18 protein-coding genes and 2 pseudogenes are annotated in these 19205 nt (G+C 61.7%); 6 read left to right on the top strand and 14 right to left on the bottom strand.

Annotation, left to right across the window (positions count from 1 at the left end; all coding sequences use genetic code 11):
- Positions 1 to 16: 16 nt before the first annotated feature.
- Complete coding sequence (locus tag KGA81_RS18260; RefSeq protein ID WP_223547558.1) at positions 17 to 1000, bottom strand: GlxA family transcriptional regulator; 984 nt, start codon at positions 998 to 1000, stop codon at positions 17 to 19.
- An 88-nt stretch (positions 1001 to 1088) separates the two neighbouring features.
- Between KGA81_RS18260 and inhA the strand changes: the two genes are divergently transcribed.
- Positions 1089 to 1775, top strand: a complete 687-nt coding sequence (gene inhA, locus KGA81_RS18255; RefSeq protein WP_223547557.1) for an isonitrile hydratase — start codon at positions 1089 to 1091, stop codon at positions 1773 to 1775.
- 284 nt (positions 1776 to 2059) lie between these two features.
- Here the strand turns inward: inhA and KGA81_RS18250 are convergent, their stop codons facing one another.
- The gene (locus tag KGA81_RS18250) at positions 2060 to 2548 is read right to left on the bottom strand and encodes an SRPBCC family protein (protein ID WP_223547556.1); all 489 of its coding nucleotides are present in this window, start codon (positions 2546 to 2548) and stop codon (positions 2060 to 2062) included.
- A gap of 196 nt (positions 2549 to 2744) precedes the next feature.
- Between KGA81_RS18250 and KGA81_RS18245 the strand changes: the two genes are divergently transcribed.
- Together KGA81_RS18245 and KGA81_RS18240 are read left to right on the top strand one after the other, a co-directional pair.
- Positions 2745 to 3143: a GFA family protein gene (locus KGA81_RS18245; RefSeq protein WP_223547555.1), complete on the top strand. Its 399-nt coding sequence runs from the start codon at positions 2745 to 2747 to the stop codon at positions 3141 to 3143.
- A 62-nt stretch (positions 3144 to 3205) separates the two neighbouring features.
- Positions 3206 to 3607 carry a lysozyme inhibitor LprI family protein gene (locus KGA81_RS18240; RefSeq protein ID WP_223547554.1) on the top strand — a complete coding sequence of 134 codons (402 nt, stop codon included), beginning with the start codon at positions 3206 to 3208 and terminating at the stop codon, positions 3605 to 3607.
- Positions 3608 to 3727: 120 nt separating this feature from the next.
- Here the strand turns inward: KGA81_RS18240 and peaD are convergent, their stop codons facing one another.
- From peaD to KGA81_RS18215, 5 genes are all read right to left on the bottom strand, one after another.
- Positions 3728 to 4846, bottom strand: coding sequence for a quinohemoprotein amine dehydrogenase subunit beta (gene peaD, locus KGA81_RS18235; protein WP_223547553.1), 1119 nt, complete (start codon positions 4844 to 4846; stop codon positions 3728 to 3730).
- A gap of 21 nt (positions 4847 to 4867) precedes the next feature.
- On the bottom strand, positions 4868 to 5191 hold the full coding sequence (gene qhpC, locus KGA81_RS18230) for a quinohemoprotein amine dehydrogenase subunit gamma (protein ID WP_008016081.1): 324 nt from the start codon (positions 5189 to 5191) through the stop codon (positions 4868 to 4870).
- Position 5192: 1 nt separating this feature from the next.
- Positions 5193 to 6623: a quinohemoprotein amine dehydrogenase maturation protein gene (gene peaB / locus KGA81_RS18225; RefSeq protein WP_223547552.1), complete on the bottom strand. Its 1431-nt coding sequence runs from the start codon at positions 6621 to 6623 to the stop codon at positions 5193 to 5195.
- 81 nt (positions 6624 to 6704) lie between these two features.
- The gene (gene peaA / locus KGA81_RS18220) at positions 6705 to 8285 is read right to left on the bottom strand and encodes a quinohemoprotein amine dehydrogenase subunit alpha (protein ID WP_223547551.1); all 1581 of its coding nucleotides are present in this window, start codon (positions 8283 to 8285) and stop codon (positions 6705 to 6707) included.
- Positions 8286 to 8660: 375 nt separating this feature from the next.
- Positions 8661 to 8915, bottom strand: coding sequence for a DUF1652 domain-containing protein (locus tag KGA81_RS18215; RefSeq protein ID WP_223547550.1), 255 nt, complete (start codon positions 8913 to 8915; stop codon positions 8661 to 8663).
- A gap of 277 nt (positions 8916 to 9192) precedes the next feature.
- Here KGA81_RS18215 and KGA81_RS18210 point away from each other — a divergent pair, with 277 nt between their 5' ends.
- On the top strand, positions 9193 to 10683 hold the full coding sequence (locus KGA81_RS18210; protein WP_223547549.1) for an aldehyde dehydrogenase family protein: 1491 nt from the start codon (positions 9193 to 9195) through the stop codon (positions 10681 to 10683).
- Positions 10684 to 10806: 123 nt separating this feature from the next.
- Here the strand turns inward: KGA81_RS18210 and KGA81_RS18205 are convergent, their stop codons facing one another.
- The 7 genes and pseudogenes from KGA81_RS18205 to KGA81_RS18180 all read right to left on the bottom strand — a co-directional run bounded on the left by KGA81_RS18205 (position 10807) and on the right by KGA81_RS18180 (position 17107).
- A complete protein-coding gene (locus KGA81_RS18205) occupies positions 10807 to 12102 on the bottom strand; it encodes an NAD(P)/FAD-dependent oxidoreductase (protein WP_223547548.1) in 1296 nt (431 codons plus the stop codon).
- Positions 12099 to 12776, bottom strand: a complete 678-nt coding sequence (locus KGA81_RS18200) for a S8 family serine peptidase (protein ID WP_223547547.1) — start codon at positions 12774 to 12776, stop codon at positions 12099 to 12101. The genes KGA81_RS18205 and KGA81_RS18200 overlap by 4 nt, the downstream gene beginning before the upstream one ends.
- A complete protein-coding gene (locus KGA81_RS18195; RefSeq protein ID WP_223547546.1) occupies positions 12766 to 14484 on the bottom strand; it encodes an ABC transporter ATP-binding protein in 1719 nt (572 codons plus the stop codon). Before KGA81_RS18195 ends, KGA81_RS18200 begins: the two co-directional genes overlap by 11 nt.
- Positions 14484 to 16388: a sigma-54-dependent Fis family transcriptional regulator gene (locus KGA81_RS18190; RefSeq protein ID WP_223547545.1), complete on the bottom strand. Its 1905-nt coding sequence runs from the start codon at positions 16386 to 16388 to the stop codon at positions 14484 to 14486. Before KGA81_RS18190 ends, KGA81_RS18195 begins: the two co-directional genes overlap by 1 nt.
- Before the next feature lie 244 nt (positions 16389 to 16632).
- A pseudogene (locus tag KGA81_RS30090) lies at positions 16633 to 16784 on the bottom strand (histone deacetylase family protein); the annotation flags it as partial.
- A gap of 24 nt (positions 16785 to 16808) precedes the next feature.
- Positions 16809 to 16922, bottom strand: a pseudogene (locus KGA81_RS18185) (ABC transporter substrate-binding protein); the annotation flags it as partial.
- A complete protein-coding gene (locus KGA81_RS18180; RefSeq protein ID WP_223547544.1) occupies positions 16898 to 17107 on the bottom strand; it encodes a hypothetical protein in 210 nt (69 codons plus the stop codon). The gene KGA81_RS18180 and the pseudogene KGA81_RS18185, both read right to left, overlap by 25 nt.
- 184 nt (positions 17108 to 17291) lie before the next feature.
- Here KGA81_RS18180 and KGA81_RS18175 point away from each other — a divergent pair, with 184 nt between their 5' ends.
- Both KGA81_RS18175 and KGA81_RS18170 read left to right on the top strand, forming a co-directional pair.
- Positions 17292 to 18203 (top strand): peptidyl-prolyl cis-trans isomerase, encoded by a 912-nt coding sequence (locus tag KGA81_RS18175; RefSeq protein ID WP_223547543.1) that lies wholly within the window; start codon positions 17292 to 17294, stop codon positions 18201 to 18203.
- Entirely contained in the window at positions 18200 to 19198 is a 999-nt protein-coding gene (locus KGA81_RS18170; protein WP_223547542.1) for a HupE/UreJ family protein, read from the top strand. The genes KGA81_RS18175 and KGA81_RS18170 overlap by 4 nt, the downstream gene beginning before the upstream one ends.
- The last annotated feature ends 7 nt before the right edge of the window (positions 19199 to 19205 follow it).

Genomic DNA, 19205 nt, shown 5'->3' with positions numbered 1-19205 from the left:
TCAGGCAGAAGGTGGCTCAAGACAGTACTGGATCTGCGCTGGCACTGACCGAAAACCGCTCCCGATAAGCCTGTGGTGTCACGCCCATGGCCCGCAGGAAACTGCGGCGCAGGGTTTCTTCGCTGCCGAAGCCGCATTGCACCGCCACCCGTTTGATCGGCACACCGGTGTCGCTGAGCAAACGCCGTGCGGTTTCGACACGGATCAGTTCGATGGCCCGGGCCGGGGTCTGGCCGGTGTCGGCGCGGTAGTGGCGCACGAAGCTGCGTTCGCTCATGCCGGCCTGCAAGGCCAGGGTCGGGATGCCCAGGTCCTTGGTCAGGTTTTCACTGATCCAGGCGTGAAGTTCGTCGAAACGGTTGCCTTCCTGTTGCAGGGACAGGGTTACGCTGAATTGCGACTGGCCACCCGGACGCTTGAGAAACACCACCAGTTGCCGGGCGACCTCCAGGGCCATGTTGCGCCCCAGGTCCTGTTCGACCATGGCCAAGGCCAGGTCGATACCGGCAGTCACGCCTGCCGAGGTCCAGACCGGACCGTCGTTGATGAAGATCGGATTGGGCTCGACCTGCAAGCGCGGGTGCTGCTGCGCCAGTTGCTCGCAACGGGTCCAGTGGGTGACCACGCGCCGGCCGTCGAGCCAGCCGCTGGCCGCCAGCAGAAACGCACCGGTGCACACCGATGAAACCCGTCGGCAGCCATGGGCATGATCGCGAACCCAGGCGACCAACGACGCATCTTGCGCCGCAGGGTAAACACCCCAGCCACCGGCGATGATCAGCGTATCGCTGCCCCCATCCGGCAATGGTTCAGCCAACAGCGCCAACCCCGCCGACGACATCACCGCCCCGCCGCCGCTGGCAATCACCGTCGGCGCGTAGGGTCGCGGCAGGCCTTGCTGACGGGCAATGTCGTTGGCCGAAGCGAATACCTGCAGCGGCCCGGTGACGTCGAGCAATTGCACGTTGGCGAAAGCGAGCACATGGATGGTTTTCGACATTTGGCGTAATTCGTGGGGATATTGGCGTATGCGCCAAAGCCTACGAGCCTACAGTCAAGCCGTCCACCCACTTCACGAGAAATTCACCATGACGTTGCAGATCGGTTTTCTGTTGTTTCCACAGGTTCAGCAGCTGGACCTGACCGGCCCTTATGACGTGCTGGCCTCGCTGCCGGATGTGAAAGTGCATCTGGTCTGGAAAGACCTGATGCCGGTCACCGCCAGCACCGGCCTGCTGTTGAAACCGACCACCACCTTCGATGATTGCCCGGCGCTGGACGTGATCTGCGTGCCGGGTGGTAGTGGCGTCGGGCCGTTGATGGAAGATGACCAGACCCTGGACTTTCTCAAGGCACAGGCCGCCAACGCCCGCTACATCACGTCGGTGTGCACCGGCGCGCTGGTGCTGGGCGCGGCGGGATTGCTCAAGGGCAAACGCGCCACCACTCACTGGGCATATCACGAACTGCTCAAGCCGCTGGGTGCAATCGCGGTGAAAGACCGGGTGGTTCGCGACGGCAATCTGTTGACCGGTGGCGGCATCACCGCCGGTATCGACTTCGCCCTGACCCTGGCCGCCGAGCTGTTCGACCAGGCCACCGCCGAACTGGTGCAGCTGCAACTGGAATACGCCCCGGCCCCTCCGTTTAGCGCGGGCAGCCCGGAGACGGCCCCGGCCAGTGTGCTGGAGGAGGCTCGCCAGCGGGCTGCCGGCTCATTGAAGCTGCGGGCGCAGATCACCGAACGCGCGGCGGCGAAACTCGACCGACAGTGAAAAAATGGCGGCGGGAACCCGGTTCCTGCCACCGCGACTTTTCATGGACGCAAAAAAACCCGCCGAAGCGGGTTTTTCCAAGACCATGACGACTCCTTGTCGTAGCATTCCTTGCAGATGGTCGATCATCCGTGATCCTGAGCACATCCTGTGCTTCAGTGGGTGAGGCCAGAATACGCATCGGATCCAATTTGTAACAGGCGTTTTCGCTACTACCGCGTGTAAGACATTCGCTATAAATCACCTTCCGAAAACCCTTAGACGCCTCAGGTTCGGAGCCGACATCAGCCACTCTGTTGTTCGTGGGACTTGGCATTGTCGGTCAAAAACTGCTCGATATTGTTCATTTGCTCTTCCCAGCCACGACTGTCCATGCGGAAGGCCTTTTCGCGACGACCCTGGGGAATGTGATCGAAACCGGACTCGGAGACCTTGAGCAACGTGCCGTTGTCCATGTCTTCGAGCTCGAATTTCACCAGTGTGGTGGGCTCCTGGGAGTAATCGACTTCCGGGTTCACGGCATAGGGGTGCCAGCGAAACGAAAACAGCCGTTCCGGCTCGACTCGCTCCACCAGTACATTCCAGCGCAAATGCTCATAACCTGGATAGGTAACCTGCCCCTGGGTCCACTCGCCTGCCACAAAGCGCTTGCCCTGCAGTGCCACGCCAAACCACTGTCCGAACATTTCGGCATTGGCCAGCACGCGCCAGACCTGTGAACGCTTGGCCTTGAGCAGGATTTTCCTTTCGATGCGATCAGATGCTGGGTTCATAAGTCACCTCCTGTACTTGAACAGTAGTCAGTAAGACCACACGATCAACCCTAAAGTTGTACCAATCGGGATGTGCAATCAACCATGCCCGAGACATTCGATTGCATTTGTGCGGATAGTTCTGGGGCAATCACGACGTCAGAGGGTCGAAACTGCTAACGTTCTGCCTCGAAACAGCATCGAAAAGGATAGCGACATGAAAAAATTGCGCGGCAGTTGCCTGTGCAAGGCCATCGAATACCAACTCGACAGCCTCGACATGCCCATCAGCCACTGCCATTGCCAAACCTGTCGCAAGGCACACGCAGCCGCTTTTGCATCGACCGCCGGGGTCATGCGCGAGCATTTTCGCTGGACCAAAGGCCAGGATCGCCTGAGCCGCTATGAATCGTCGCCGGGCAAGTTTCGGTATTTCTGTTCGGCCTGCGGTTCACACCTGATAGCCGAACGGCTGGCCCAGCCACACGTGATTGTGCGTGTGGCGACACTGGATACCAATCCGCAGATGACTCCCCAGGCGCATATCTGGACGGCCCATGACGTGCCATGGCTGGAATACGATTCGGTGGAAAAACACGCTCAATGGCAAGCGTAACGGGCTGAATGCTCCTCGGCGCTACAATGCACCTCTCTTTCGGTTACAACGAGCACTCCAGCATGAACCCACGCTTACTCTTGGCGCTGACGCCCCTGCTGTTCACCCCCATGGCTGTCGCCGTGGACTGCGACAACCCCAGCGACCAGTCGACGATGAATCAGTGCGCGGCGCAGCAGAACGCGGCCGCCGACAAGGAATTGAATGCGCTTTACCAGCAGATCACTTCGCGACTCAAGAGCAACCCGGACAGCAAGAAGCAGTTGGTGGGTGCGCAGCGGGCGTGGGTGGCGTTTCGCGATGCCGAGTGCAGGTTCTCGGCGTCCGGGGTGGAAGGCGGGAGCGTGTATCCGCTGATCTACAGCAATTGCATGACTGAATTGACCAAGGCGCGGATGGAGATGTTCAAGACTTACCTGAAGTGCCAGGAGGGGGATCTGGGATGTCCGGTGCCGGGGGTTTGATTTTGTGCTGTTCTTGAGGGCCTCTTCGCGGGCAAGCCCGCTCCTACAGTGGATTTGTGGTATTCACGAAAACCTGTAGGAGCCGGCTTGCCGGCGAAGGCGTCAGGTCAGGCGCAGCAATTACCGGACAAAAATCTGCGCCGTGGTTATCGCCATGTCCCCGCCCGGCAACTTGATGCTGCCCGTCTGTTTCAGGCTGTCAGCATCGAAGACCGCCACGTCGTTGAAGGTTCCCGCCAGGTAAATCTTGCTGCCGTCCTTGTTAAAGGAAATGCAGTAGTAGGAGTGATCGAGCGTGGCGGACTGGAGCATTTTCTTCTGCTTGATGTCGTATTTGGCCAGGCGGTTGAGCACGCCAAACATCAGGTTCGGGTCCTTGGGCGAGCGCATGCCGCTGAAGTAGATCTCCGTCAATGGGCCGAAATCGGTGGTTTCGGTCTTGCCGGTTTTCAGGTCGACGCTGAACAGGCCGTACAGGTATTCGGCGGTGGCCGGGTCCTGTTTCTTGTCCTTGAACTTCGCCGCGGTGTACAGCAGCGAGAAGTCATGCCGGTACGTCTGCTGGTTCCACACGTAGAGCACATCCGGCGCGCTGTAGTTCGGGCGTTTCCAGTGACGACTGGGGATCAGCACGTCGAACTTGCCGGTTTGCACATTGACCTTGTAGACGTCCGCCCCGGCCACGTACAGCGTGCCATCGTCACCGCTCTGCATGATGGTCAGCTGGCGCGGCGCAGGGAAACTGCGCACAGGTCTGGCGTCCATGCCGGCGTCGGTCTTGTACACGTCGAGTCGTGGCTGCTGCACTTCGTAGCGGTCGTTCATCATCAGCGTCGGGTTGGCGACGGTGTACAGCTCCTTGCCGTCGTGGCTGAGGGTGAAGGCGAACATCGAGCGTGCTTTCTCCCCCGGCTTCTGGGTGATGCTGGCATGGAATACCTGTTTGCAGTTGTCCAGTTCGACGCCGTAGACATCGGCATAGTGATTGTTCAGCACGTAGGCGGTCTTGCGGTCCGGCGACAGCTGCACAGTGCCGGGGCCGAAGGCATCGGGCATCTTGCAGGTCTTGAACAGGGTGTCGGTGGCCAGGTCGATCACGTGCAGGTTGTTCGGGTAGTTGGTGGTCACCATGTATTCGTGACCCACTTGCAGCGCGGTGTTTTCATCGGCCAGAACACTGACCGAACAGCTGCTCAGGACGGCGAACGCGGCCAGGCCGCAGGCTTTGATGTTGTGCATGCTGGAATCCTTCTTCTGTGATCACTTGTCTTTGGGGAAGACAGTGCCGAGGTTGCGCCAGTTGTCGTTGGACGCCTGGGCATCCTTGTTCCAGTCCGGGTAGGTGCTCATCATGTCGGGCACCTGGGCCGGCCACCAGCAAGGGTCGGAGCAACCGTAGAGGTCGGCCTCCATCGGCTGGCACAGCGACGACACACCGCCAAACGCATCGATTTCCCAGCCCGGGTCGGTGGTCGAGGCACAGCCCGCCACGGAACTCATGGCCACCACTTCTTCAATGCGGTTTTCATCCGCAGCCTGATCCAGCTTCAACGCTTTGTTATTGATTGCCTTGAGATGTTTCATATCAGTGAGCCTTGCGCGGAGTGATGTAGCTGCTGATGAACGCAGGGTTATTGGCCATGATCCGGGTGTAGACCTCGATGCCGAAGTCGACCCAGTCACGCATCAGTTCGCAGTAGTGATAGGTCGGGTGCGTCGGGTCGCCGTAACGGGCGTAGCTCTCGTGGTAGCAGCCGCCGGAACACAGGTTGCGGATCTGGCAGTCTTCGCAGCCGGTGTTGGTGCGGTCCAGGCGCTGGGACAGGAAGTCGTTCAACTCCACCTGTTTCACGCCGCTGTGGACGTTACCGAAGGTCGGCAGGCTCGAACCGGTAAAGCGGTGGCACAGGTTCAGCTCGCCCTTGTGATCGACCGCCAGCATCTTCAGGCCCGCGCCGCATGGCAGGGCCTTTTTGTGGCCTTCGTGGATGTCGGTGATGAGCTGGTGCAGGTTGGAGAAACCGATGTTGCGGTGCTCCAGCGCCGCTTCCAGGTAACGACGACCGAGCTTCTTCATGTTGGCGAAGACTTCGATCAGCTCGTCACTGGTGAGGTTGAAGCTGCTGATGTCGCCGGAGGTCACCGGGGCGAAACCGACTTCAGCGAAACCCAGTTCGTTGAACAGGTGATCCCAGATGGTTTCGACATCGGTCACGCCGGTGGTCAGGGTCACCCGCGCCCCCACCGGACGGCTGTTGTAGCGCGACAGCAACATCTCGGCCTTGCGCCGCACCACGTCGTAGGTGCCCTGCCCGCCCACGGTGATGCGGTTGCGGTCGTGCACGGTTTTCGGCCCGTCGATGCTCACTGACAAACCAAAGCGGTGGGCGTTGAGGTAGTCCACGGTGTCTTCGGTGAGCAGCGTGGCGTTGGTGGTCATCACGAATTCGACGAACTTGCCGGCCTCGCGAAAACGCTTCTCGCAATAATCGACCATGTACTCGATCAGCTTGCGATTGCTCAGCGGTTCGCCACCGAAGAACACCACGGTGAAACGCTCTTCGTCCGGGGATTCACGCAGCAGCATTTCCACCGAGGCAATCGCCGTCTCGACGTCCATCTTCTTGCCCGCCGACGGCTTGTCGAGGTCTTCCTTGTAGCAATAGGTGCAGCTCAGGTTGCAGCCGGTGTTGACGTTGAGCACCACGGTATTGATCGCCGTGCGCTCGACCCGTTTGGTGGCGATGTCCGGGGTCAGCGGCGAACCATCGCTGACCAGTTCCAGGGCCATCAGTTCGCGCAGGGTCTCGGTGATTTCCTCGCCGTTGAAGCGCGCGGCCAGGCGCTGGATCAGGTCGTCCGAGGAACACCCAGGCCCGCGCAGGGTATCGATGATGGTGCCCGTCAGTTCATCGCTGGCGAACAGCGAACTGCTGGGGATGTGAAACAGCATGCGGTCGGCATCGACCTGCACTTCATGCAGGTTGCGTTCGACCAGATTCAAGATAGCGCCCATAACCAACCTCCTGTGCAAACCCCGGTTTCGAGGCTTGCGGTCATTCCAAAAAATGTCTGAAAACGTGTGCGTTCAGCCAACTTATGGAATGGGTGGATTGTTCCAGCGTTGCACGGTGACGATCATGTGGCCTTCGCCGGTCAGGGATTTCCCTGCGTCGTCGACGGCGGCGATCACCTTGAGGTTGCCGGCATTGTTGGTGGACATCTTGCGCGCCGGGTTCGGCCCGGCATCACCCGGGGTGAATACGCCGGCGTCGGCCTGCATGGTGCCGGCGAACTTGACGTCTTCGTCTTCCCTGGCGCGGTCATCGAAGGCCTCAACTTTCCATTGCGCCGGGAACACACCGATGCGGTACGGCTTGCCGTCGGCGCCCTTGCCCCAGGCTTCCGCGTCGAAACGGCCCTGGACCTTCGGCGTCGAACCGCCGCCCTCGCCGATCCGCGCCACCGAGAACTCCGGCACCACCTTGACCGAGGCGATCTTGCTGTACACCGACAGGCTCGGGCCTTTCAGCGTGCCGACGCTGACCGCGCGTGCACCCGGTTGAGCATTGGCGGCGGCTTTGAGCCGGACCTTGATCTGCTGCGGGCTCTGCGAGACGACTTCGAGCACTTGCACGCCTTTGCCGAAGTCCGGCTTGCCGGTCAGGCCACTGCCGATCAGGGTCACTTCGGTTTCGCTGCCGGCCTTCACGTAGCCCGGTTGCACCGCCAGCAAACGCTGGGAACCCTGTTTGGCGGCGACGAAGTCCAGGCCGCGCTCGTCGTGCTCGGCCTCGAACATCCGGCCCTGCATCGCATTGCCTTGAGCGGCGAACACCTGACGCATGGTCACGCCGTCGATGGTCACGTTGCCGCGCCACTCGTAGCCGGTGTAGAGAATCGCACTGCCGTCGCCATTGAACGGGCTGCCGTCGGCGTACTGGCCTTTGACGCTGACCTTGAAGGTGTCGCTGCCATCGGCACTCACGGTCATGACACCGGCCAGTTCACCCTTGCCCGGCAAGTGGCCGCTGAAGCTCCAGTCGCCCACCAGCGCAGCGGCTTTCGGCGCCACGCTCTGCCATTTTTTCCAGGCCGGGTTGTCCAGCGGATAACGCTTGGCCAGCAGCGGCACCATGTCCTTGCGGGCGATGTCGAACCAGTCGCGGTCCCGGGACAGCGCCTGGTACTCCAGGGATGGCCACTGGCCGAGGTGGAAGTTCACCAGGCGTTCCCACTCCTGGGCCGGACGCCGTTGCAGGGCGACCCGCGCACCGGAGTGGCAGCGGCCACACATCTGGCTAGTCTGGTCGTCGAAATGCTCGACAGTGTTGAGCCGACGCTCCAGCGCATAGCGCACGCCGTCGGTTTCGCTCGGCGCCAGGCCCTGGGTGTCGGCCAGGTACTTGACTAGCGTGCGGCGGTCGTCATCGCTGATCTGCAAGCCGTGCATGGTCTGCATGCGGGCGATGCTCATCAGCCAGCCTTCCGGCGTTTTGCGCTGGTGGCTGATGCGGCTCAGGGCGTTATCGGCTTCGGGGGTATGACAGCCCTGACAGGTTTCCTTGAGGATGGTCTGGGCGTCGCGGGCTGCCAGGCTATGAGGCGAATGCAGCGCTACACAAGCGGCTACGGCCAGCAGGCTGGCGCTCATGCCTGATCGGAGTTTTCTCTTCATCAACGTCGAACCTCGCACGGTGCGTTCTTATTGTTGTGGCTTATCGTTTTTATGGTTTCTGCCGTCAGCTTTGATCCGCTGACGGAGGCAAGAGAAACGTCTGAGATGTGCAATACACAGAGCGTGCCAGCTTGCCGATAAGCTTTCTTATCAACCACTTGCGTTGAATTGACTGCATTGAGCCATGCCCGGACGCCATCTGCCGCGTCTAGTTTCGCGACAGCTGTTGCAGTCTGAGACAGCGTAGTTGCCCGGCCCGAACAGCTCATCGCCCGCCGATTGACGGGGCCTGCCCAGCCGGTAAGAAAAGGGGATCGGGGGAGGATTGCCCAAAGGCCTGCGCCGCACCACGGGTGTAGTGCGGCAGGCTTGGGTTCAACTGTTAAACGTCGGGTGCATGCCTTTGTGCGCGTTGATTTCCTGTTGCATCTGCACCACCAGCGTCGCAATCGCGTGGGGTGTATTGAGCTCCCAAAGCGGGACGTGGGTCGCCACCAGGTCGACCTTGCCGGTCACGCAATCACACACGCGAATGGTCATGGACTGATCCTGCCCCACGCTGCACGTGCATACCGACGGCAGAAAGCTGTGTTCAATGATGTTTTGGATTTCCAGGGTTGAAAGGTTCATCGCTGCCTCCCTCACACCAGATGTGTTGCCGGGACAATGCTCCGTCATTTCGCCCGCCAGGCGAGAAAATTCTAGCCCTCGCCACAGGCGCTCTCAAGATCGCGAACGGGTTGCTCGTCGTCTCACCGGCTGTCGCGAAATGCGACAAACACCCCTGCCCGGCCCCCTTGATCCGCTGCGGAAAAACCCCGCCCGACCACGGTCCTCCGGCGCTTTGGGGGACTTGGCACAGCCATTGCGAAAGCCCGGTTCTCACGAACAACAAGAGGCCTCGCCAATGTCGCTCCCACATGTGCTTCCCGCCACTTCGGCATTCATCCAACGCGCCCCGCGCATGCTGATCGGCGGTGACTGGGTCGAGGCCGCCGACGGCCAGACCATGCCCCTGCACAACCCGGCCACCGGCGAAGTGCTGTGCGTGGTGCCACGGGCAACGCCTGCGGATGTCGACCGCGCGGTGCTTGCCGCCCGCCAGGCGTTCGACGATTCAGCCTGGACCCGCACCCGTCCCCGGGAACGCCAGAACCTGTTATGGAAACTCGCCGACCTGATGCAGCGCGACGCCGAGCTGCTGGCGCAACTGGAATGCCTGAACAACGGTAAAAGTGCGGCGGTGGCCCAGGTGATGGACGTACAACTGGCCATCGACTTCCTGCGCTACATGGCCGGTTGGGCGACCAAGATCGAAGGCTCCACGGTTGACGTGTCGGCACCACTGATGCCCAACGACCAGTTCCACAGCTTCATCCGTCGTGAAGCAGTGGGCGTGGTCGGCGCCATCGTCGCCTGGAATTTCCCGCTGCTGCTGGCCTGCTGGAAACTCGGCCCGGCCCTGGCCACCGGCTGCACCGTGGTACTCAAACCTGCCGACGAAACCCCGCTGACCGCCCTGAAACTCGCCGAACTGGTGCTGGAAGCCGGGTATCCCGAAGGCGTGTTCAACGTGGTCACCGGCACCGGCATCACCGCAGGTTCGGCCCTGACTCACAACCCGCTGGTGGACAAGCTGACCTTCACCGGTTCCACCGCCGTGGGCAAGCAGATCGGCAAGATCGCCATGGACTCCATGACCCGGGTCACCCTGGAACTGGGCGGTAAATCGCCGACCATCGTCATGGCCGACGCCGACCTGAAAACCGCTGCGGCCGGGGCTGCAAGCGCGATTTTCTTCAATCAGGGCCAGGTCTGCTGCGCAGGTTCCAGGCTGTATGTACAGCGCAAGCATTTCGACAATGTGGTGGCCGACATCAGCGACATCGCCAACGGCATGAAACTGGGCAACGGCCTGGACCCGAGCGTCGAAATGGGCCCGTTGATCTCGGCGCGCCAGCAGGAGCGCGTCTACGGCTACATCGAAAAAGGCCGGGAAAGCGGTGCGACCATTGCCTGCGGTGGTGAGCAGTTCGGGCCGGGGTTCTTCGTCAAGCCGACGGTGATCGTCGATGTCGATCAGAAGCACTCACTGGCGCAGGAAGAAATCTTCGGCCCGGTGCTGGTGGCCATCCCGTTCGATGATGAAGCCGATGCCCTGCGCATGGCCAATGACAGCCCTTACGGGTTGGGCGCGAGTATCTGGTCCAATGACCTGGCGGCGGTGCACCGGATGATTCCACGCATCAAGTCAGGCTCGGTGTGGGTCAACTGCCACAGCGCCCTGGACCCGGCGCTGCCGTTCGGCGGCTACAAGATGTCCGGAGTCGGGCGCGAGATGGGGTATGCGGCGATCGAGCATTACACCGAGTTGAAGTCGGTGTTGATCAAGTTGTGATTCGTAGCGTCCTTTAGGCCGCCTTCGCGGGCAAGCCCGCTCCTACAGGGGACTTGTGTTCAACGCAAATCCCCTGTAGGAGCGGGCTTGCCCGCGAAGAGGCCGGTCCAGGCAGCTCAAATATCAGGGTTTGAAACCTTGAGCCAACAACCAACTCCTGACCATTCTTCCCTGCTCCACCGTCAAACCAGCCAGCACCCGCTCAGCCGGCTCGCTGCGCAACCGCCGCACCAACGCCGCCACCTCGACCCCCTGCACATGCCAGATGCCCAACGGCTGATCCGCCGTGATCACCACCTCGGCTTCATCGACAAAACCTTCACGCAACACCGGCGCCCGTTCGATTTTCAGCGCCGCAAAATCCACCGCGGCATGAGCCACCTCGGCATCCGGCCAGTTCCGCCGTGCCTGCCAGAACGGCTGATCCAGCCAGCGTTGCTCATCGGCATAAAAATCCCGGCCGATCCGTGCAAAACGCAAAAACAACTGCTCCACCCGCTGTTGGTGGAAACGCTGGGCCAGAGCCGTTCGTTCAGGTTTGCACAGCAGCGTGTTGATCACCGCTGGCGCCTGCAACGCCGAGGACAACGACTGAAAGATCCCGTTGCCCGACAGCGGGTCGACGGCCATTGCCGCGTCGCCGACCCGAATCCAGTTTTCGCCACACACCTGCGGGCTCAGAATCGCCGTGCTGCTGCGGGCGTGCAGCTGCAGATCACTTTCCGCTTCGCCTGCAAAAAATGCCATGGCCAGCCGCGAACCCCGGCGCCGCTGTCGGCAGTATTCGAGCAACATGGCCTTGCCCGGCAACCCGGCGCTGGCCACGTCCACTGTCCATTGCCAGTAGCACTGACCGTCGGCGCGTCGGGCCATCCACGCCCAGCCGTCCTCAAGGCTTTCCACGGCGCTGGCGGTGCTGCCCGGCGAACCTTGCCAGCGGCTGAGCAAGCTGACGGTCTCGGGGCCACGCATGCCCTTGCCGATAGCGGGGGCCTGACGCCCGCGGGCTTCGACGAGAAACGGAGTGAGCAGCGGTTCGCGGCCGTCGATTTCGATTCGATGGCCATTGGCCGATGACTGAACCGTCAACACCCGGCCTTCGATCAGCTCAACCCCCGCCCGGCGCAAATCCTCACGCAGGCCTCGGTCAAAAACCGGACGGTCGAGCAAGTATTCGATGTTTTGCGCATGCTGCTGGCCATTCCAGTTCACCTGGCGTTGAGAAGGCAGCGTCGCCTCCGTCAACGCCTGATGCAGGCCGGCGCTGCGCAAGGCTTCCAGTACCCGCACGGACACGCCTTCGAGCGCCGCAAACCGGCGCCATTCACTGATCAGCGTGACGCCATGACCCAGCCGCCGCAATCCCAGCGCGACCGCGGCCCCTGCCGGCCCGGCGCCCAGAATGACGATGTCCGTCATGGCCCGAAGCGCCGTTCAGGACCATGGTAACGAGCATGCTCGCGCAACCACTCGACGACTTGCTGATTGCTGGCGTCAGGCCGTTCGGCGAGGAACCCGGCGATGTGCCCGCTCAACGCAGCACAACCGAGGCTCGCCCCGGATTGCCCCGGATAGGTGCCCTGCACACATGCAGCGAAATCCGCCTGGGCAGTGTTGAGCCACGACCATTCCTGCTCGGTGCAGCGCGCATCGCCGGTCACCCGCAACACTTGCGGATAGTTGGCCGGAAACACCCCTTCCCCTTGGGCCGGACTCGACGCACACAGCAGCACGCCCCGTGTCACCGCCGCTGCGCAGGCCGCGCGCAACAGGTTGCGATCCTGGCGCAGGCCGAGGCTCAGATTGATCAGTCGCACGTCCTGCGCCAGCAGCCAGTCAATCGCCGTGGCGATCTGCAAGGCGCTGGTGACACCGCGCTGGTCGAACACCTGGGCCACGCAAAACTGCGCGGAGGGGGCACGCCGGCCGATCGCCTCGATCACCGCACTGCCATGCCCCAGCGGATCGTCGCGCAAGTCGCCCTCGGCCAGGCCGTCTTCGAGCAATGCAAAGCGCCGACCGGCGATCACTCGCACCCGTTGTGCCGCCGAGTGGCCGCTGTCCACCACGCCAATGCGCAATTCAGGTTTCATGCAGCACCGTTTTCGAGGTCAGCACGCCGTCGAGCAATTCGAAACGCAGGTCGGCATCGGCCAGGGTTGATGGGCGATGGCTGATCAGGATGCGCGTGCGCCCGGCAAACAAGCGGTCGATGGCGTCGATGACTTCGCGCTCGGTAGCTTCGTCGACCGCGGACGTGGCTTCATCGAGCACCAGAATCAAAGGGTCCTGCAACAGCGCCCGGGCAATCGCAATGCGTTGCTTCTGCCCGCCGGACAACTGCTGGCCGCGCTCGCCCAACGGACTGTCGAGGCCTTCGGGCAAGGACTCGATCAGGCTGTCGAGTTGCGCCAGCCGCGCCACGTCGGCAATCGCCTCGCGGCTGGCGTCCGGCACCGCGTAGGCCAGGTTGTCGGCGAGGCTGCCGCGAAACAGCACGATATCCTGGCTGACGATGGCAATGCGCCGACGCAACTGGAACAGATCCAGTTCGCGCAGATCGACGTCCCCCAGCAGGACCCGACCCGATTGCGGATCGTGGTGACGTTGCAGCAGGTCGATCAGGGTGGACTTGCCCACGCCTGAACCGCCGCTGAGGGCCACTTTCAAACCGTAGGGAATCCGTGCCTCGATGCCGCGCAGGGTCGATTGGCGGCCGGGATGGGCAAAGTGCACGCTGTCGAACCAGAGATCGCCGCCACTCGGCATCGGGCGTGGCGTGACGGGCGTCGACACGGTCGGTTGTTCGCCGCGCAATTCCATGACCCGGCCGAGGCTGACGGTCATCCGCTGAATGGCAACGTAGAGCCCGAGCAGGCTTTGCACCGGCCCCACGGCCATGCCCAGGTAGGTGGAAAACGCAATCAGGGCACCGAGCTGCCAGGTGCCCTGCACCACCCAGTAACCGCCGATCAGAAATGCACAGGCCCGGGACAGCGAGGTCAGCGTACCGGGCACGGCCTGGGTGAAAAACTCGGTGACTTGCAGGCGCAGCAACTGGCTCATGTAACCCTGCCCCAGCGTCTCGAGGCGCCGCGCTTCGCGCTGTTGCTGGCCGGCGGACTGGATGAACTTCATCACCGGCAGCGTCTCGACCATGAACGACGACATGTCCGCCGATCGCTCGCGCAACTGCCGCACATCGCGCTCGACCTTGCGCCGCATCCAGCGCAGCCAGAGAACATCGAGGGGAATCAGCACCACCGCCAGCAGCGAGAGTTTCCACGACAACGTCAACAGCATCGCGATGGCCACCACCAGACCGATCACGCTCGACACCGCCGAGAACAGCGAATCCACGGCGAATCGCTGGATTTCCGCGACGTCGCCATCGAGGCGCGACATCAGGTCGCCGATGCGTCGCTGGCCGTAGAAGCTCGGCGACAGGGTTTGCAAATGCCGATACAGGTCATCGCGCAGGGCAAACAGCATGCGCCCGGACAGGCGCGTGTGCAGGTAACGGTTGATGCCCGACAGCGCCGTGCCCAGCAAGCCGGCGACGATCATCAGCCCGGCGATCAATACCAGCATCGGGAAGTTGCGCGCCAGCAGGCCGTCGTCGATCAGCAGTTTGGTCAGCCACGGCTGCACCAGCACCAGCAGCGAGGCGCACACCGACAGGCCCAGCAGCCCGGCAATCGCCAGGCGATGGGGGCGCACGAAGCTGTACAGCCAGCGCAGTGACGCTTGCAGCGCCTCGGGGTTCTGGCTGTCGATCAGCCGAACGATCAAGCGCTGCATCACGAACGCAACTGTTTGAGCTTGCGATACAGGGTCGCGCGGCTGATGCCCAGGGCGTCGGCGGCGGCCGAGACGTTGCCTTGGTGCGTGTCCAGGGACTGCCGGATCAGCTCCAGTTCGTTTTCCCGGATGCTGCCGGCCTGGGGCCGTTCGCTGGTGGTCAACTCGTCGAGCATGCTGTCGGGCAAGTGGTCGAGGGTCAGAACGGTTTCCCCCGGTTCGCGCATCGCCAGCGCGGTGCGCAGGACCATCTCCAGTTGGCGAATGTTGCCCGGCCAGTGATAACCGCCGAGCAAGCGATTGAGATCGTCGTGCAGGACCGCGTTGGGGGCGCCCAGTGTCGTCAGCATGCGGCTGACCAGCGCGGCGAAATCTTCGCGTTCGCGCAGGGCCGGAAGCATCACGCTGATGCCGTTGACCCGGTAGAACAAGTCCTCGCGAAAGTGTTTTTCTTCCACCAGACGCTTGAGGTCGCGGTGGGTGGCACAGATCAGCGCGACGTCGATGTCCTGCTCTTCGCCTGCGCCCAGGGGCGCGACCTTGCGATCCTGCAATACCCGCAACAGCCGGGCCTGCAAGGCCAGGGGCATGTCGCCGATTTCATCGAGGAACAAGGTGCCGCCATGGGCCTGCTGCAAGCGCCCGACCATGCCGCCCCGGCGTGAACCGGTGAACGCGCCTTCGCGATAGCCGAACAGTTCGGACTCGATCAGGCCTTCGGGAATGGCCGCGCAGTTCACTGCCACGAAGGGTTTGTCGCAGCGCGCTCCGGCCATGTGCAGGGCGCGGGCGATGACCTCTTTACCGGTGCCGGTTTCGCCCAGCAACAAGACGGGTAGCTCATTGGCCAGGCCTTGACGGGCCATGCGCAAGGCACGGGCATAGCGTGTATTGCTGCCGGCCAGCGCCTCCAGATCCGGTTTTGCCTTGGCCGGTTTCGCCGCAGTGCGCGGTGGGCTGCTGACATTGATCGAGTGTTGCGGCGCGCGCAGGGTTTTGTAGAAGAATTCTCCCTTGGCGGTTTGCAGGCTGCCGGCCCCGCCCTGATGCAGGCGCGCCAACAATTGCAGGCCGTCGACTCCGAGAAACTCCTCGCAGCGCCGACCGACCAGGGCCGAACGCTCGGCGCGGAGCAACTGACAGGCCTGGGCGCTGACCGCGAGGATCTGCCCGCCGAGGCTCACCGCCAGCAGGCCTTGCCACGGGGATTCCAGATACTGCCTGCGGCTGTGGAAGGCCAGGACGATTTCGTCCGGATAGCTGGCGTTGAACACCCGGCTTTCGATCTGGCTGACGGCCATGGCCAGCAGCGCCGTGCTGTCGTGGGCGCGGCCGAGGGGGCCTTCGCGGGTCAGGTCGAGGACGCCAAGAATGTCGCCCTGAGGGCAATGGATCGGCACCGAGGTGCAGGAAAAATCACTGAGGCGATCCAGATAATGTTCGCCGCAATCGATCAGGGTCGGCCGGGCTTCCACCAGTGCCGTGCCGAGGGCGTTGGTGCCGCGGACCGCTTCGCTCCAGCAGGCGCCGAGGGTGATGTCCTGAAGGCCACTGCCCTTGAGACGGTCGGCGCGGCCTTCGACGGCGAGGATGGTGGCGTCGGAGTTGGCCAGGATGATCAGCCCCTCCTTGCCCTGACGCTCGGCCAGGTAATCGATCGCCGGCAACGCGGCGTCGATCAGCAAGCGGTTGCTGGCCAGCAATACGTCGAGGCTGGCACTCGATTCCAGCGCCAGTTCGTGCTTGGCGTTGAAATGCACGCCATGGCTCAGGCTGCGTCGCCACGAGGCATCGATTTCCGCACGCAGGACGCCATCCGGCACTTCGCCTTCCAGGTGCAGCTTTTCCCGGGCCAGCCGGGCCTCGCGATGCAGTTTGGGGGAGTTTGTTTTTATTAGCGTCATCAAGCGCTCCGGGTCATCCGCCCTGCGCCTTCATACGTTGGCGCCCTGGCGCAATCTTTACGTTAACGTAAGGGCTATGGCAAGTGCCGTAGGGCGCTTGTGTTCCGTCAGGTGGACCGGGTTATCGTTCATCGCTGGCAAGCCAGCTCCTACAGTTGATCGCGTTGAAGGTTATTTTGCTGTCATCGCTGAACCTGTAGGAGCTGGCTTGCCAGCGATGGCGGTATCCCGGACAGCGGATAACTCAGAGCTTCCACACCTCGGCATTCACAAAAACGCTCGCGCATTATCCTCCAGACTCTCCAGGTGATACCCGCTCTCCTGAACGATCAGGCACGGCAACCCAAGGCTGCGTATCCGCTCGCCGGGCACGGCAAACCCTTCGCGGATCACCGCCCGGTTCAAGGCAGCGGCGACGCGTTACTGGGCGCCATAGACGTCAAAATAGAAGTACTTGTCGCTGATCCGCGCGCAAGTACCGTTGGCGAGCATGGTTGCCAGGGCTTTGTTCAAGTCTTCGCGCAACGCGACATCCCGCGCATTGCTGGTCCGGGCCAGCAGGCGATGACCAATGCGATGAGGACGATGCCGGCCACAGGGACGATGACGCCCGTCAGTTCGATGCCAAGCAGAAGTTGCCCGACCAGCGACGGGACAAGTATCAGCGCCACGCCAGTGGCTGCCTCGATGATCGCGGCGAAAACAAGCAGTCCTTTCATTAAAGGGGTGCTCCGTCCCGGGCTGTATAGGTGCAAGACTGGACGGCCCTGGGGAATTGGTTAATCCGATTGGTACTAAGCCTTAGTGCTTATCGTGATTAGCCTTGGTGGAAAGTTCCGATACAGCAGCAATACTCCACCCTGCTGCGAAAACCATTCGCAGTATGGCGTGGGGCAATAAGTCATGAACTTCAGCGTCTGCGAAGCGAATGAATCTCGATTTTCGTTAATCAAGCGATGCCTCCGCCAGCCGCTATTGCACTTTCTGATCGCCGGCTTTGCACTCTTTGTGTTGTACGGAGACTTACAGCATTCAACCCTTGATCAAAATCCGCAACGCATCGAAATCACCCCTGAAGTTGTTCAGCGAATCGCGATTTCCTGGCTGGCGCGATGGCAGCGACCCGCATCGGAGCAACAGTTGCAGGGCCTGATTGAGGAATATGTAAAAGAGGAAATCCTCTATCGCGAAGCACTGAAACTTGGCCTGGATAAAGACGACACTATTATTCGCCGCCGACTGGCGCAAAAAATGGACTTCCTCGCCGAGGATGTAGCGTCACTTCGCGAACCGGCACCCGGTGTACTTGAGGCCTGGTATAACCAGCATCAGGACCAATATGCCCCGCCGCCACTTTTGACCTTCCATCATTTGTTTTTCGCCTTCGACAAACGTGGTGCGGATGCGCAAGCGCAGGCTCAGTCCGCACTCAGTGGGCTGTCTGACAAGAGCAGTGGTGAAGGCGATGCCTTCATGTTTAAAAACGCCTATACAGAACAATCCCGGGATCAGGTGGCGCGGGTCTTTGGTTCAACGTTCGCCATTTCATTGTTCAAGCAAACGCCGGGGGGCTGGGTGGGGCCTGTAGAGTCAGGTTTTGGCTGGCATCTGGTATGGATTGATGCGCTGGCCAAATCACCTCCTCCGTCCTTCGAAACCGTAGCCCAGCAGGTCAAGTCCGATTGGTTGTCCGAACAACGCAGCGCATCGAAACGCGCGAGTTTCGATGCGCTCAAAGCACGCTATGAGGTCGTAGTGATGATGCCTGCTTCCTCCGGTGCGATTGCCGCCACACAGACGCAGCGGCCGCGATGAAACGCGCAGTATGGCTGCTGTTGGTGCTCTGGCTCATGGGACTGACGGCCATGGCCCATGAGTCGCGCCCCGCTTACCTGGAACTCAACGAAACGGCCGCCGGGCGCTATGACGTACTGTGGCGCACGCCGGTGCTTTCAGGCATGCGATTGCCAATTGCGCTCCGTTTTGCCGTAGGTGTGCGCACTGTCGTTGAGCCCGTGGAAAGCGAACTGAATGATTCACTGATCGAGCGTCGCGTCATTGATGCCGGTCCGGCAGGACTGGTCGGGCAACGTATTGAATTCATCGGCCTGCAAGCGAGCATCACCGATGTACTGGTGCGTGTCTCGCGCCTGGACGGTAGCCTGACGACCACCCTCGTCCACCCTGCGCAACCCTGGATAGAGATCGCGGCCACGCCGGGAGCGTTCTCGGTGGCCGGTGCATTTCTGTTTCATGGCATACAACACATTCTGGGGGGGGTCGATCACCTGCTGTTCGTCTTCGGTCTCCTGCTGCTGGTGGGTAATGGCTGGATGCTGGTGAAGACTATCACCGCATTCACCCTCGCCCATTCCATCACCCTGGCACTCGCTACACTGGGTGCGGTGCGGCTGCCCAGCCCTCCTGTGGAAGCGACGATTGCGCTGAGCATTCTGTTGTTGGCAGTGGAAATCGCCCGCAAGAACCGTGACGAAACCAGTTTCACCCTCCAGTGGCCATGGGTGGTGGCGTTCTGTTTTGGCTTGTTGCATGGCTTCGGTTTTGCCGGTGCGCTGGCGCAAATCGGTTTGCCGCAGCGCGATCTGCCGCTGGCGCTGTTCACCTTCAATGTCGGCGTCGAGATCGGCCAACTGATGTTCATCGCCGTCGCGTTGAGCCTGCGCGCACTGCTGCTGCGTTGTCGACTGCCACGGCCTGCAGTCCTGTATGCCCGACCGATTGCTTCTTACGGGTTGGGTACGCTGGCTGCCTTCTGGTTTTTCCAAAGAGTCTCGAGTTTCTTGTCCTGAGTTGCAC

The sequence above is a fragment of the Pseudomonas sp. A-B-19 genome, assembly GCF_019947515.1.
GTDB lineage: Bacteria > Pseudomonadota > Gammaproteobacteria > Pseudomonadales > Pseudomonadaceae > Aquipseudomonas.
Note: the sequence above shows the minus strand (reverse complement) of the source record. Positions and strands in the feature narration are given on the sequence as shown.

Coding starts and splice junctions, on each gene's coding strand:
- KGA81_RS18260 (WP_223547558.1), bottom strand. CDS start 1,000: ATGTCGAAAACCATCCATGTGCTCGCTTTCGCCAACGTGCAATTGCTC.
- inhA (WP_223547557.1), top strand. CDS start 1,089: ATGACGTTGCAGATCGGTTTTCTGTTGTTTCCACAGGTTCAGCAGCTG.
- KGA81_RS18250 (WP_223547556.1), bottom strand. CDS start 2,548: ATGAACCCAGCATCTGATCGCATCGAAAGGAAAATCCTGCTCAAGGCC.
- KGA81_RS18245 (WP_223547555.1), top strand. CDS start 2,745: ATGAAAAAATTGCGCGGCAGTTGCCTGTGCAAGGCCATCGAATACCAA.
- KGA81_RS18240 (WP_223547554.1), top strand. CDS start 3,206: ATGAACCCACGCTTACTCTTGGCGCTGACGCCCCTGCTGTTCACCCCC.
- peaD (WP_223547553.1), bottom strand. CDS start 4,846: ATGCACAACATCAAAGCCTGCGGCCTGGCCGCGTTCGCCGTCCTGAGC.
- qhpC (WP_008016081.1), bottom strand. CDS start 5,191: ATGAAACATCTCAAGGCAATCAATAACAAAGCGTTGAAGCTGGATCAG.
- peaB (WP_223547552.1), bottom strand. CDS start 6,623: ATGGGCGCTATCTTGAATCTGGTCGAACGCAACCTGCATGAAGTGCAG.
- peaA (WP_223547551.1), bottom strand. CDS start 8,285: ATGAAGAGAAAACTCCGATCAGGCATGAGCGCCAGCCTGCTGGCCGTA.
- KGA81_RS18215 (WP_223547550.1), bottom strand. CDS start 8,915: ATGAACCTTTCAACCCTGGAAATCCAAAACATCATTGAACACAGCTTT.
- KGA81_RS18210 (WP_223547549.1), top strand. CDS start 9,193: ATGTCGCTCCCACATGTGCTTCCCGCCACTTCGGCATTCATCCAACGC.
- KGA81_RS18205 (WP_223547548.1), bottom strand. CDS start 12,102: ATGACGGACATCGTCATTCTGGGCGCCGGGCCGGCAGGGGCCGCGGTC.
- KGA81_RS18200 (WP_223547547.1), bottom strand. CDS start 12,776: ATGAAACCTGAATTGCGCATTGGCGTGGTGGACAGCGGCCACTCGGCG.
- KGA81_RS18195 (WP_223547546.1), bottom strand. CDS start 14,484: ATGCAGCGCTTGATCGTTCGGCTGATCGACAGCCAGAACCCCGAGGCG.
- KGA81_RS18190 (WP_223547545.1), bottom strand. CDS start 16,388: ATGACGCTAATAAAAACAAACTCCCCCAAACTGCATCGCGAGGCCCGG.
- KGA81_RS18180 (WP_223547544.1), bottom strand. CDS start 17,107: ATGAAAGGACTGCTTGTTTTCGCCGCGATCATCGAGGCAGCCACTGGC.
- KGA81_RS18175 (WP_223547543.1), top strand. CDS start 17,292: ATGAACTTCAGCGTCTGCGAAGCGAATGAATCTCGATTTTCGTTAATC.
- KGA81_RS18170 (WP_223547542.1), top strand. CDS start 18,200: ATGAAACGCGCAGTATGGCTGCTGTTGGTGCTCTGGCTCATGGGACTG.